The following is a 13,892-nucleotide window of genomic DNA, read 5'->3' on the forward strand; positions in this document are numbered from 1 at the left end:
TCGGGCCGCCGCTGATCAGCCGCGGCCTGGTTGAGGTTCGATGTAGTAGGTCAGCTGCCGGCGTGGGCTGAGGTACTCCAGCACATCCAGCGGTAGTTGTGACGGGCGCAGGCTGCGGGCGATGGCCAGGCGAGGTTCCTGCTCCAGGTCCAGGATCAGCGCCTCCTGCTTCGGGATATCCGGATCGTGGACGACCAGCGTCGGTTTCAGCGGCTGAGACGGATTCACGCCCAATACCAATGCCAGGCGGTCGTCATCCAATTGCACCAGGCTGCCCGGTGGATAGACGCCCATGGCGCGAATGAAAGCCTTCAGCGCTACTTCGTCGAAATGCGCACGCTGCTGCTTGAACATTAGCGCCAACGCCTCATGGGGGCTCAGGGCGCTGCGCGGGTCGAGTGGGTTGCACAGGTTGTCGAACTGGTTGGCGATGGCCACCAGCTTGCTCAGCCGGCCAATGCCCGCTTCCTTCAGGCCGCGTGGATAGCCGCTGCCGTCGCAACGCTCATGGTGCTCGTGGATGATGCGCAGTACCTCGTCGTCCAGCATCAGCCGTTGCCCCATGCGCAGGCCGAAGTCGGTGTGCAGTTGCAGGAACTGTTGCTCTGCCTTGGTCAAAGGCTCGCTTTTCAGCAGTACCTTGCTCGGAACCTCCATCTTGCCAATGTCATGCAGAAGCCCGCCGAGGCCCAGGCTGTGGCAGGCCTCGGCATCCAGGCCGAGCTGACGGCCCAGCAACAGGGCAAGTACCGTGACGTTGAGCGCGTGGAAGTAGCTGTCTTCGGCAGCTTTGCCGGTGATGCTGTGGAGCACCGCGCCGGGGCCGCCGAGCAGGGTGTCGACCAGGTCGACGACGATTGCCCCGGCCTGCTTCACGGCCTCTTCCGGCCGGCTGCGCAACGTCTGGTTGAGCGTCTTGACCTGCTGGCTGGCCTGGATGAATCGACGGTCCACCTCGGCCACCCGCTGGCGTAACTGGCGGAGCTTTTCACTGCGAACCTGACGCGCCTGGGCTTCCGGGTCGTCAGCGACTGTCGCCGGGGGCGGTGATTCCTGCTCGGCGTGTGGCGGCAAGGGCTCGCAGTCGCTACGCGTCGGGTCGTAGCGCAGCCGGTTCAGGCCGAGGGCCTGCAGGGCCCGAACCTGTGCGTCGTCCTTGATCTTGAAGTTGCTGAACGCGAAGTCGTGCTCCCACCAGCCCAGCTCCAACTGGATGTACAGGCCGATGCAGAGTTGTTCGGGTTGGATGTAGTGATGTCGGGACGGCATACCGAGTAACTGGTGGCGACTGGCCACTCGAGTCTAATCCTTCGGTAACCGCCCCGTCTGCCCTTCTTCAGGCTGGCATGCACACGCCGGTGCCACCCAGGCCGCAATAGCCGCCGGGATTCTTCGCCAGGTATTGCTGGTGATAGGCCTCGGCGTAATAGAAGGTGGGCGCCTCGCGGACTTCGGTAGTGATGGTGCCAAATCCGGAATGCTCCAGTTCCGCCTGGAAGCGCTCCTGGCTCGCACTGGCAGCGGTCAGTTGGTCTTCGTCATAGCAAAAGATGGCGGAGCGGTACTGGGTGCCGACGTCGTTGCCCTGGCGCATGCCCTGGGTCGGGTTGTGCGATTCCCAGAAGACTTTCAGCAGTTCGTCGAAACTGGTTTTTTGCGGATCGAACACCACCAGTACCACTTCCGTGTGCCCGGTCAGGCCGGAACAGACTTCGTCGTAGGTGGGGTTCGGGGTGAGGCCGCCTGCATACCCAACGGCCGTCGTCCAGACCCCCGGCTGTTGCCAGAAGCGCCTTTCAGCGCCCCAGAAGCAACCCAGGGCGAACTGCACCATTTGCAAGCCGGCGGGGAAGGGGCCTTGCAGCGGGCGGCCATTGACGTAGTGACTGTCGGGCACCGGCATTGGCGTCTCGCGGCCTGGCAGGGCCTGAGCGGCGCTGGGCAGCTCGAGTTTGTGGGCGAGTATTTGCGAACGCAGGACCATCAGCCGTCTCCTCGGGATTCAATGAATCCCGATGTTACTCCGATTGCACAGTCGTTTTTCAACGGCTGTTCAAGTGCCCTTGCGGCAGGGGTAACGACCGAGGTTTTCGAACAGGTGCTTGCCGGAAATCGGCTTGTCGAACAGATAACCCTGACCCACATCGCAATGCTGGCGGCGGAGGAAACCCAGCTGGGCGGCGGTCTCGATGCCTTCGGCGACCACTTTGAGCTTGAGCTTGTGGGCCATGGCGATGACGGCGGAGGTGATCTCCTTGTCGTCCTGGTTCTCAGGGATGTCCTTGATGAAGCTGCGATCGATCTTGATCACGTCGATGGGGAATTTCTTCAGGTAGCTCAGTGAGGAGTAGCCGGTACCGAAGTCATCCATGGCCAGGGTCAGGCCCAGGCTCTTCAGGTCATTGAGTTGATGCCGGGTATCGTCGGTGGCTTCCAGCAGTAGGCCTTCGGTGAGTTCCAGCTCCAGGTGCTTCGGCGGCAACTGTTCTTCGTGGAGGATGGCGGCGATGGAGCCTACCAGGTCGGGGTCGCTGAATTGCTTGGGCGACAGGTTGATCGCCACCTGCAGATCGCCCAGTCCTGCGGCGGCGAGGCGCTTGCTCATGCGGCAGGCTTCGCGGATCACCCATTTGCCGATGGGGATGATCATGCCGGTTTCTTCCGCCACGCTGATGAACTGGTCCGGGCTGATCATGCCCTTTTCCGGGTGGTGCCAGCGCAGCAGGGCTTCCATGCCGAGCAACTGGCCGGTCTTCAGGCAGAGCTTGGGTTGGTAGAAGACTTCCAGCTCGTTCTGTGCCAGGGCGCGGCGCAGGTTGTTCTCGACGAACAGCTTGTAACTGGCTTCTGCATTCAGCGCTTCGGTGAACAGCTGCAGTTGGTGCTTGCCGTTGGCCTTGGCCTTGTGCAGGGCGAGGCCTGCGTGCTTCATCAGAGTCTGCGGGTCGCGCCCGTGAAGTGGTGCGCAGGCAAGGCCAAGGGATCCGGTGACGCTGATCAGCTGGTTGTCGACGAACAGTGGTTTGTCGAGGGTCTGCAACACCTGGGCGGCAATCTTCTGGCCGTTTTCCAGGTCGGCCCCGTCGAGCAGCACGGCGAACTCGTTACTGGCGAAACGCGCGAGGATGCCACTCGGGCTCAGGCTGTTGCGCAGGCGCCGCGCCAGGCTCACCAGTAGCTTGTCACCGGTCTGGTGGCCGAGGCTGTCGTTGATCCGCTTGAAGTTGTCGATATCCACCAGGAGCAGGCAGAGGGGCGTATCGCGGTCACTGTTGAAGCGCTCTTCGACGGTACGGATGAAATAGGGGCGGTTGCCGAGGCCGGTGAGGTTGTCCGTGTAGGCCAGCTTTTCGATGCGCTGCTGGGCTAGCTTGCTCTGGGTGACGTCCTCGTAGATCCCGATGTAGTGAGTGAGCTCACCGTCTTCACCGAACACCTTGGAAATGGACAGCTGGCCCCAGTAAGGCTCGAGGTTCTTGCGCCGGCTGCGGAACTCGCCCTGCCAGCTGTTGCAGGCGGCCAGGCCCGAACTGGTGTCGAACAGCAGCTCGCTGAGGTTTTCCAGGGCTGGCAGGTCCGAAAGGCGACGGCCGTGTACTTCATCGGCGCTGTACTGGGTGATGGCGGTGAAGCTCGGGTTGACGTACTCCACCAGGCCGTCGCGATCCACCAGCAGGAAGGCGCTGGCGCTCTGTTCCACGGCGCGTTGGAAGAGGTGCAGGGCGCTGGTGGCGTGGCGTCGCTGCTGGTTCACGAGCACTTGCGCGAATTGGTCGGCCAGCTCACCGGCGAAGGCAATCTCATCGGTCTGCCAGACCCTTGGAGCACCGATGTGTTCCAGGCAGAGCACGCCGACAACCTCGCCCCCGATACGGATGCTGGCGTCAAGCATTGCGGTAATGCCCTGCGGCTTGAGGTAGCTCCTGGCCAGCTCGCTGGTGCGCGGGTCGCTCTGGGCATTGTGGGCATCGATGGCACGGCCACTGTGCAGCGCTTCGAGGTAGCGCGGGAACTGGCTCATTTCCATCGCGCTCGGGTGCTCGTGGTGATCCTGGTCGCGACGGAACAGGCTGACCGCGCTCAATTGGATGCCGTCGAACAGCCAGATGCCGACACGGGCCACATCGTAGGCCTCGCAGGCAGCCTGGGTAATCAGCTGTGCAGCTTCCTGAGCCGGGTTGCTGGAACTGTAGCGATGGCGCGCCAGGCGTACGATCAGGCTCTGCTGGGCGCGGGAGCGGATCAGGTGTTGCAGGTGGTCGTCCTGGGAACGCTGATAGAGCTCCAGAGAAGTGCGTAGTCGGCTGTTCTGGGCTTCCAGATCAAGGTTCTTCAGCCGCTCTTTTTGTTCGGGTGCTTCGCCTGCCACCAGCAGGTAGCCACGCAGCAGTTGACGTCCGTGCTGCTGGAACGACTCGCCAACTTCCTGCAGGCGCAAGGGGCCGTTGGGCGAATGCAGGGTGTACTGGATGGAGTAATGGGGGTGCTCGGCCAGTTGCAGTTGCACCTCGTCATGCAGCCGATAGCGACTTTCCGGCTCCATCAGGCTGGCATAGGGTGCGTCGATCAGGGCACAGAGTTCGCTGGCCGGAAGGCCGAAGGCGCGCTCGCAAGTCGGGTCGAGGAAAAGCATCGCCCAGCTGGCCTCGTTGAGCCGCTCGAAACGCATCAGGCCCAGTCGCGAGGGGACGGGCAACTGCGTCACTATCTCGGCCACCGTACGGCTGGCGGCATCGGGATGGCTCTTCATCGGGCGCTGGGCTTCCACTTCTCTGACCGGTAGAGGGGCCGGCCTACTTCTTCAAAGCATCGGGCAAGGGTGCATCATGATGATGGCACTGGCAAGCATGCCGCACGGTGCAGTTCGCGAGTGGAAAACGGCGGATGGAAATTGTGCGCGGTCGCACAGTCGGCTTGCGCACAGGGGGCTTCGAGTGGTCAAAAAAAACCCCGCCTCAGGGGGGCGGGGTTGAGGTACGAGCGTGGCGTGCTCGCGAATTACAACGAGTTACAGCAGCATGGTGCGAATATCTCCCAGCACGTCACCGAGACGCTTGGTAAAGCGCGCGGCGGCGGCACCGTTGATCACGCGGTGATCGTAGGAAAGCGACAGCGGCAGCATCAGGCGCGGCTGGAAGGCCTTGCCATCCCAGACCGGCTGCATCGCGGCCTTGGACACACCGAGGATCGCCACCTCCGGCGCGTTGACGATCGGCGTGAAGCCGGTGCCGCCAATGTGGCCGAGGCTGGAGATGGTGAAGCAGGCACCCTGCATGGCATCGGCGGACAGCTTCTTGGTGCGAGCTTTCTCCGCCAGTTCGGCGGCCTCGGCGGCCAGTTGCAGCAGGCTCTTCTGGTCGACGTCGCGGATCACCGGTACCAGCAGGCCGTCCGGGGTGTCCACGGCAAAGCCGATGTGCACGTACTTCTTGCGGATCAGCGCCTTGCCACTGGGAGCCAGGGAGCTGTTGAAGTCCGGCAGTTCCTTGAGCAGGTAGGCGCAGGCCTTGAGCAGCAGCGGCAGGACGGTCAGCTTGACGCCGGCCTTCTCTGCTACTGCTTTCTGGGCCACGCGGAAGGCTTCCAGCTCGGTGATGTCGGCCGAGTCAAACTGCGTCACGTGCGGCACGTTGAGCCAGCTGCGATGCAGGTTAGCGGCACCGACTTGCATCAGGCGAGTCATGGCCACTTCTTCGATTTCGCCGAACTTGCTGAAGTCCACCGCCGGGATCGGCGGGATGCCAGCGCCACCGGCTGCACCGGCGGAGGCCGCGGCCGGAGCTTCCTTGGCCTTCTGCATCATGGCTTTGACGTACGCCTGTACGTCTTCCTTGAGCACGCGGCCATGGGGGCCGGTGGCCGGTACTGCATTCAGTTCGACGCCGAACTCGCGGGCGAGCTGGCGAACCGCCGGACCTGCGTGGACCTTGGCACCGCTGGAGCGCGCCGGTACGCCGGTGGTGTTCGCCGCAGCGGCAGCCAGGGCCGCGATGGCAGCGACTTCGGCGGCAGCCACCGGGTGGGCACCCTCAGGTACGCGGTGCGCAGGTTGTTGGGCAGCAGGTGCGGCGGCCGGAGCCGGAGCAGCAGCGCCCGCAACCTTGAGCTTGAGAATCAGGTCGCCGGTGCCGACTTCAGCGTCCAGCTGGACCTCGACGCTCTCCACCACGCCTGCGGCGGGAGAGGGGATCTCCATGCTGGCCTTGTCGGATTCCAGGGTGATCAGCGACTGCTCGGCTTCGATGGTGTCGCCGGCCTTCACCAGAACTTCGATGACCTTGGCCTTGCCGGCCGAGCCGATATCCGGAACCTTGACGTCTTGCACCGAGGCGGTGGCTGCCGGCGCAGGGGCTGCGGCCGGAGCGGCGGCAGTTGCCGGTGCGGCAGCGGGTGCAGCAGCCTGGGCAGGCGCCGCAGCAGCCGGAGCTGCACCTGCAACGCGCAGTTTGAGGATCAGGTCGCCGGTGCCGACGTCGGCATCCAACTTGACTTCGACACTCTCCACTACACCGGCTACAGGAGAGGGAATCTCCATGCTGGCCTTGTCGGATTCCAGGGTGATCAGCGACTGCTCGGCTTCGATGGTGTCGCCGGCCTTCACCAGAACTTCAATGACCTTGGCGGTACCGCCCGAGCCGATGTCTGGAACCTTGATGTCCTGCACGCTGGAGCTGGCTGCCGCAGGTGCGGCAGCCGGGGCAGGGGCGGCGGCTTTCGCTTCGGCAGCGGGTGCAGTAGTCGGAGCCGGTGCGGGCGCCGCAGCAGCGGCACCCTCGACTTCCAGCTCCAGAAGCTCATCGCCTTCTTTCAGGCGATCGCCCAGCTTGACCTTCAGGCTCTTGATCACGCCGGCCTTGGGGGCCGGGATTTCCATGCTGGCCTTGTCGGACTCCAGGGTCAGCAGGCTCTGATCGGCTTCGATGCGGTCGCCAACCTTGACGAACAGCTCGATCACTTCACCTTCGCCGCTGCCGATGTCGGGTACGCGAATCAATTCACTCACAATGCGTCTCCTCAGCAGTCCAGCGGGTTACGTTTTTCAGGATCGATGCCGAACTTGGCGATGGCCTCGGCCACAACCTTGGGTTCGATCTCGCCGCGGTCTGCCAGGGCCTCCAGGGCTGCCAGGACCACCCAGTAACGGTCCACTTCGAAGAAGTGGCGCAGTTTCTTGCGGGTGTCGCTGCGGCCGAAACCGTCGGTACCGAGAACCTTGTACTCCTTGCTCGGGACCCACTGGCGGATCTGGTCGGCAAACAGCTTCATGTAGTCGGTAGAGGCCACGACCGGGCCTTTGCGGCCGCTCAGGCACTGCTCGACATAGGTCTGCTTCGGCTTCTGTTCCGGGTGCAGGCGGTTCTGGCGCTCGACTGCCAGGCCATCGCGGCGCAGCTCGTTGAAGCTGGTGACGCTCCAGACATCGGCGCCGACGTTGAACTGCTCGCGGAGGATCTTCGCCGCCTCCTGGACTTCGCGCAGGATGGTGCCCGAACCCAGCAGTTGCACGTGATGCGCGGCTTCCTTCTTGTCCTCTTCGAGGAGGTACATGCCCTTGATGATGCCTTCCTCGGCACCTGCCGGCAGCGCCGGCTGGGTGTAGGCCTCGTTCATCACGGTGATGTAGTAGAAGATGTTCTGCTGTTCTTCGGCCATCTGGCGGATGCCCTCACGCACGATCACCGCCAGCTCGTAGCCGAAGGTGGGGTCGTATGTGCGGCAGTTCGGGATGGTGGCCGCCATGAGGTGGCTGTGGCCGTCCTCGTGCTGCAGGCCTTCACCGTTCAGGGTGGTACGGCCGGCGGTGCCGCCGATCAGGAAACCACGGGCGCGGCTGTCGCCGGCTGCCCAGGCCAGGTCACCGATACGCTGGAAGCCGAACATCGAATAGAAGATGTAGAACGGCAGCATCGGCTGGTTGTGGTTGCTGTAGGAGGTACCGGCGGCAATGAAGGAGGACATGGCGCCTGCTTCGTTGATGCCTTCCTCGAGGATCTGGCCCTTCTTGTCCTCGCGGTAGAACATCACCTGGTCCTTGTCGACGGGCTCGTAGAGCTGGCCGACCGAGGAGTAGATACCCAGCTGGCGGAACATGCCTTCCATGCCGAAGGTACGGGCTTCGTCCGGGATGATCGGGACGATGCGCTGGCCCAGTTCCTTGTCCTTGACCAGCTGCGCCAGGATGCGCACGAAGGCCATGGTGGTGGAGATTTCACGATCACCAGAGCCATCGAGGATGGCCTTGAGGGTTTCCAGTGGCGGAGTCGGGATGCTGAAGCTGTTGACACGACGCTGCGGCACATAGCCACCCAGGGCGGCGCGGCGCTCATGCAGGTACTTGTATTCTGCACTGCCTTCCTGCGGACGGAAGAAGGGTAGCTTTTCCAGGTCGGCGTCGTTGACCGGAATGTCGAAGCGGTCGCGGAACTGCTTCAGGCTCTCGACATCGACCTTCTTGGTGTTGTGAGCGGTGTTCTTCGCTTCGCCCGCACCGGTGCCGTAACCCTTGATGGTCTTGGCCAAGATGACAGTGGGCTGGCCCTTGTGGTTGACCGCCTGATGGTAGGCCGCATAGACCTTGTAGGGGTCGTGGCCGCCACGGTTGAGCTTCCAGATCTCGTCATCGGAAAGGTCCTGCACCATTTCCTTGAGTTCCGGGGTGTTGAAGAAGTTTTCGCGGACGTAAGCACCGTCCTTGGCCTTGTAGTTCTGGTATTCGCCGTCGACCACTTCGTCCATGCGACGTTGCAGGGTGCCGTTGGTGTCCTTGGCGAACAGCGGGTCCCAGAAGCGACCCCAGACCACCTTGTTGACGTTCCACTGGGCTCCGCGGAAGACGCCTTCCAGTTCCTGGATGATCTTGCCGTTGCCGCGAACCGGGCCATCGAGGCGCTGCAGGTTGCAGTTGATGACGAAGATCAGGTTGTCCAGCTTCTCGCGGCCGGCCATGGAGATGGCGCCGAGGGATTCCGGCTCGTCGCACTCGCCGTCGCCCATGAAGCACCAGACTTTCTGCTTGCCGGCCGGGATGAAGCCGCGGCTTTCCAGGTACTTCATGAAGCGTGCCTGGTAGATCGCCTGGATCGGACCGAGGCCCATGGATACGGTGGGGAATTGCCAGAAGTCCGGCATCAGCCAGGGGTGCGGATAGGAGGACAGGCCCTTGCCGTCCACTTCCTGACGGAAGTTGACCATCTGGTCTTCGCTGATACGCCCTTCCATGAAGGCGCGGGCATAGATGCCGGGGGAGGCGTGGCCCTGATAGAAGATCAGGTCGCCGCCATGCTCTTCGGTGGGAGCCTGGAAGAAGTAGTTGAAGCCGATGTCGTAGAGAGTTGCCGAGGAAGCGAAGCTGGAAATGTGACCGCCCAGGTCCGGGTCGTTCAGGTTGGTGCGCATCACCATTGCCAGGGCATTCCAGCGCACCATGGAGCGAATGCGGCGTTCCATGAACAGGTCGCCGGGCATGCGTGCTTCGTGGGTTACCGGGATGCTGTTGCGGTACGGCGTAGTGATGGCGTAGGGCAGTTGGGTGCCGCTGCGGGTCGCCAGCTCACCCATGCGGGTCAGCAGGTAGTGCGCGCGGTCTTCGCCTTCTTTGTCGAGTACGGACTCCAGGGAATCCAGCCATTCCTGGGTTTCGACGGGATCGAGGTCTTGCATGGCTTGCTCCAGGGCGGAAAGGCTTCCAGAATCGGATGCCAGTGGTCACGGCCGGCCTTGTGGGGCGGTCGCGGCGAAATTCTTGTTACCGGGGGTAGAACCGGGCTCGTGTAGTTTTACTACAAATCGACGAAGGTTTCAGCCCTCTGGATACAATCTTTCGTAGTAAAACTACAGACTGCGAGGCGCAGTCGGCTGAAGGCCCCGAGTTAGAGCTGTTCCGCCACCGCTGCGCCAGCCACGGGTCCAGCCTCGGCCCGCAGCCCAGAAAGGATAGACCATGAGCCTGCCGCCGCTGGCCGACCTGTCGGCCAACCTCCAGCCCAGCGCCGATCGGGCGTTGTCTGCCGTCCGTGTTGCCCTCGCCGAGCGAACGCCGGACTTCGATAGTTGGCCCGACGAGCGGCAGCAGGCATTCGCCCGCGTCGCTGCGGCCAGTGACTTCGTCTCCGATCAGGCACAGCGTGATCCGGCAATGCTGCTGGCTCTGGCGGCTACCGGTGAGCTGGAACGGCCGCTGGCACCTGGCGAGCTGCGCGACCAGGTCGCGGAGCTGCTGGAGGACTGCACGGAAGAGGATGATCTCGGCCGACGCCTGCGCCGCTATCGCAATCGCCAGCAACTGCGCATTATCTGGCGCGATCTGACCCGGCAGGCCGATCTGGCGGAAACCTGCCGTGACCTCTCCGACCTCGCTGACGCGTGCATCGATCTGGCCTACCACTGGCTCTACAGCCGACATTGCGCTCAGTTCGGAACGCCGATCGGCCGGCGCTCTGGCCAGCCGCAGCATCTTGTAGTGCTGGGTATGGGCAAGTTGGGTGCCTTCGAGCTGAACCTGTCTTCCGATATCGACCTGATCTTCGGCTACCCGGAAGGTGGCGAGACTGAGGGTGCCAAGCGCGCCCTGGATAATCAGGAGTTCTTCACCCGCCTCGGCCAGCGACTGATCAAGGCGCTGGATGCGATAACCGTGGACGGTTTCGTTTTCCGTGTGGACATGCGTCTGCGTCCTTATGGTTCCTCCGGTCCGCTGGTGTTCAGCTTCAATGCGCTCGAGCAGTACTACCAGGACCAGGGGCGTGACTGGGAGCGCTACGCCATGATCAAGGCGCGGACCGTGGGCGGTGACCAGGCTGCTGGTGCCCAACTCCTGCAAATGCTGCGCCCCTTCGTCTATCGCCGTTACCTGGACTTTTCCGCCATCGAGGCGCTGCGCTCGATGAAGCAACTCATCCAGCAGGAAGTGCGCCGCAAGGGCATGACCGAGAACGTCAAGCTAGGCTCCGGCGGCATTCGCGAGGTGGAGTTCATCGCCCAGGCGTTTCAGCTTATCCACGGTGGTCGCGACCTCAGCCTGCAACAGCGGCCGCTGTTGACGGTCCTGAATACGCTGGAAGGCCAGGGTTATCTTCCGTCGCCAGTGGTGGCGGAGCTGAAGGAGGGCTACGAATTCCTCCGTTATACCGAGCATGCCCTGCAGGCTATTGCCGACCGCCAGACCCAGATGCTGCCGGACAACGACCTCGATCGCGCGCGCGTGGCCTTCATCATGGGATTCGATGGTTGGGCAGCCTTTCACGAGCGCCTGATGCACTGGCGCGGGCGTGTCGAATGGCACTTCCAGCAGGTGATCGCCGACCCGGATGAAGAAGAGGGCGGCGACGGCGAAAGCTGCATCGGTGGGGAATGGCTGCCGCTCTGGGAAGAGGCGCTGGATGAAGAGAGCGCTTGCCGACAGTTGGGTGAGGCTGGCTTTGCCGAGCCTGGCGCCGCCTGGCGTCGACTCACGGACCTGCGCAACGGCCCTCAGGTGCGAGCGATGCAGCGTCTTGGTCGTGAGCGGCTGGATGCCTTCATTCCGCGCCTGCTGAACCTGACCGTTGAGCATGAAAAGCCCGACCTGGTGCTGGAGCGGGTACTGCCCCTGGTGGAGAAGGTGGCAAGGCGTTCCGCCTATCTGGTTCTACTGACCGAGAACCCAGGTGCACTTCAGAGGCTGATCGAGCTCTGCGCTGCCAGCCCCTGGATCGCCGAGCAGATCACTCGCTTCCCGTTACTGCTGGATGAGCTGCTCAATGAAGGGCGTCTCTATCGTCCGCCGCTGGCTCCCGAGCTGGCTGCCGAGCTGCGCGAGCGCCTGACGCGCATTCCCGAAGACGACCTGGAACAGCAGATGGAAGCCTTGCGGCATTTCAAGCTGGCCCACAGCCTTCGCGTGGCCGCTTCGGAAATCGCCGGCACGCTGCCGCTCATGAAGGTCAGCGATTACCTGACCTGGCTTGCCGAGGCCATCCTTGACCAGGTTCTGGCGCTGTCGTGGCGCCATACCGTAGCCAAGCACGGTACGCCCAAGCGCGCTGATGGCAGCCTCTGCGACCCGGATTTCATCATCGTCGGTTACGGCAAGGTGGGTGGCCTGGAGTTCGGCCACGGCTCGGACCTGGACCTGGTATTCATCCATGACGGCGACCCGCAGGCCGAAACCGATGGCGCCAAGCCCATCGACGGGGCGCAGTTCTTTACCCGCCTGGGCCAGCGAATCATTCACTTGCTGACGACCCAGACCACTTCCGGCGCCCTGTATGAGGTGGACATGCGCCTGCGCCCGTCGGGTGCGGCGGGCCTGCTTGTCAGTTCCCTCGGTGCGTTCCAGCGCTACCAGGAGAATGAGGCCTGGACCTGGGAACACCAGGCGCTGGTGCGCGCGCGGGTGCTTGTGGGCTCCCCGCGCGTCGCCACTGCGTTCGAACAGGTTCGCCTGGCGGTGCTCGGTCGTGAGCGCGACCTGGCCACGCTGCGTGTCGAGGTCAGCGAGATGCGGACCAAGATGCGTGACAACCTCGGTACTCGCGAAACCGGCGCCGGCACGGGGCAGAATGCCTTCGAGGCCGCGGCGGCCTTCGATCTGAAGCAGGATGCCGGCGGTATCGTCGATATCGAATTTATGGTGCAATATGCGGCCCTGGCCTGGTCACGACAGCATCCCGAGCTGGTTCGTTACACCGATAACATCCGCATCCTGGATGGCCTGGAACAGGCAAAACTGCTGGCAGGCGACGAGGTTCGTCTCCTGCAGGAGGCCTACAAAGCCTACCGTTCAGCGGCTCACCGCCAGGCCCTGCAAAAGCAGCCGGGGGTGGTGCGCGGGGACCAGTTCCACGCGGAGCGCCAAGGCGTGACGCGGATCTGGCGCGAGTTGGGGTTGAACTGACTCGAATGGCTGAACCAATCGAATTCTTGAGGAGCTGGCAATATGTCGATGGCCGATCGTGATGGCGTGATCTGGTATGACGGCGAACTGGTGCCGTGGCGCGAAGCAACCACTCACGTCCTGACCCACACCCTGCATTACGGCATGGGCGTGTTCGAAGGCGTGCGCGCCTACAACACCCCGGACGGCACCGCCATTTTCCGCCTGCAGGCGCACACCGACCGTCTGTTCGACTCCGCCCACATCTTCAACATGGAGATTCCATTCTCCAAGGAAGAAATCAACGAAGCGCAGCGCGCCGCCGTTCGTGAAAACGGCCTGGAAAGTGCCTACCTGCGCCCAATGGTGTTCTTCGGCAGCGAAGGCATGGGGCTGCGCGCTACCGGCCTGAAGGTCCATGTAATCGTCGCCGCCTGGCATTGGGGCGCCTACATGGGCGAAGAAGCGCTGGTCAACGGCATCAAGGTGCGCACCAGCTCCTACACTCGCCACCACGTCAACATCTCGATGACGCGCGCCAAGGCCAACGGCAACTACATCAACTCGATGCTGGCCCTGCAGGAAGCCATCTCCGGCGGCGCCGACGAGGCCATGCTGCTGGACCCGGAAGGCTACGTGGCAGAGGGTTCGGGCGAGAACATCTTCCTGGTCAAGGATGGTGTGGTGTACACCCCGGAAGTGACTTCCTGCCTCAATGGCATCACCCGTGGAACCATCCTGACCCTGGCCGGCGAGCTGGGCATCAAGGTGGTCGAGAAGCGCATCACCCGTGACGAGGTGTACATCGCCGATGAGGCCTTCTTCACCGGTACCGCCGCTGAAGTCACCCCGATCCGCGAAGTGGACGGTCGCAAGATTGGCATCGGCCGTCGCGGTCCGGTGACCGAGAAGCTGCAGAAAGCCTACTTCGACCTGGTGACCGGCAAGACCTCCGCCCACGGCGAGTGGCGCACCCTAGTCAAGTAATCCGACTAAGCTGCACGCGGCAAGCCGCAAGCTGCAAGTGGTGACCGCCGCT

7 protein-coding genes are annotated in these 13,892 nt (G+C 63.2%); 2 read left to right on the top strand and 5 right to left on the bottom strand.

Annotated features, from left to right (window positions below; all coding sequences use genetic code 11):
• Window positions 1-15: 15 nt before the first annotated feature.
• The 5 genes from D6Z43_RS22195 to aceE form a co-directional block, all read right to left on the bottom strand.
• A complete protein-coding gene (locus D6Z43_RS22195; RefSeq protein ID WP_256660899.1) occupies window positions 16-1,296 on the bottom strand; it encodes an HD-GYP domain-containing protein in 1,281 nt (426 codons plus the stop codon).
• A 40-nt stretch (window positions 1,297-1,336) separates the two neighbouring features.
• Entirely contained in the window at window positions 1,337-1,984 is a 648-nt protein-coding gene (gene msrA, locus D6Z43_RS22200; protein ID WP_120654186.1) for a peptide-methionine (S)-S-oxide reductase MsrA, read from the bottom strand.
• Window positions 1,985-2,053: 69 nt separating this feature from the next.
• Window positions 2,054-4,750 carry an EAL domain-containing protein gene (locus tag D6Z43_RS22205; protein ID WP_120654187.1) on the bottom strand — a complete coding sequence of 899 codons (2,697 nt, stop codon included), beginning with the start codon at window positions 4,748-4,750 and terminating at the stop codon, window positions 2,054-2,056.
• A gap of 258 nt (window positions 4,751-5,008) precedes the next feature.
• Window positions 5,009-7,003: a dihydrolipoyllysine-residue acetyltransferase gene (aceF, locus tag D6Z43_RS22210; protein WP_120654188.1), complete on the bottom strand. Its 1,995-nt coding sequence runs from the start codon at window positions 7,001-7,003 to the stop codon at window positions 5,009-5,011.
• 11 nt (window positions 7,004-7,014) lie between these two features.
• The gene (gene aceE, locus D6Z43_RS22215; RefSeq protein ID WP_120654189.1) at window positions 7,015-9,660 is read right to left on the bottom strand and encodes a pyruvate dehydrogenase (acetyl-transferring), homodimeric type; all 2,646 of its coding nucleotides are present in this window, start codon (window positions 9,658-9,660) and stop codon (window positions 7,015-7,017) included.
• Window positions 9,661-9,940: 280 nt separating this feature from the next.
• On the opposite strand from aceE, the gene glnE reads away from it, so the two are divergent.
• The gene (gene glnE / locus D6Z43_RS22220) at window positions 9,941-12,874 is read left to right on the top strand and encodes a bifunctional [glutamate--ammonia ligase]-adenylyl-L-tyrosine phosphorylase/[glutamate--ammonia-ligase] adenylyltransferase (protein WP_120654190.1); all 2,934 of its coding nucleotides are present in this window, start codon (window positions 9,941-9,943) and stop codon (window positions 12,872-12,874) included.
• A gap of 42 nt (window positions 12,875-12,916) precedes the next feature.
• Window positions 12,917-13,840, top strand: coding sequence for a branched-chain amino acid transaminase (locus D6Z43_RS22225; protein WP_120654191.1), 924 nt, complete (start codon window positions 12,917-12,919; stop codon window positions 13,838-13,840).
• Window positions 13,841-13,892 lie beyond the last annotated feature (52 nt).

The sequence above is a fragment of the Pseudomonas sp. DY-1 genome (assembly GCF_003626975.1).
Taxonomy (GTDB): Bacteria; Pseudomonadota; Gammaproteobacteria; order Pseudomonadales; family Pseudomonadaceae; genus Metapseudomonas.

What these genes read in the sequence shown, in the direction of transcription:
- aceE (WP_120654189.1), bottom strand. Translation starts at nt 9,660, where the DNA reads ATGCAAGACCTCGATCCCGTCGAAACCCAGGAATGGCTGGATTCCCTG.
- msrA (WP_120654186.1), bottom strand. Translation starts at nt 1,984, where the DNA reads ATGGTCCTGCGTTCGCAAATACTCGCCCACAAACTCGAGCTGCCCAGC.
- glnE (WP_120654190.1), top strand. Translation starts at nt 9,941, where the DNA reads ATGAGCCTGCCGCCGCTGGCCGACCTGTCGGCCAACCTCCAGCCCAGC.
- D6Z43_RS22225 (WP_120654191.1), top strand. Translation starts at nt 12,917, where the DNA reads ATGTCGATGGCCGATCGTGATGGCGTGATCTGGTATGACGGCGAACTG.
- D6Z43_RS22205 (WP_120654187.1), bottom strand. Translation starts at nt 4,750, where the DNA reads ATGAAGAGCCATCCCGATGCCGCCAGCCGTACGGTGGCCGAGATAGTG.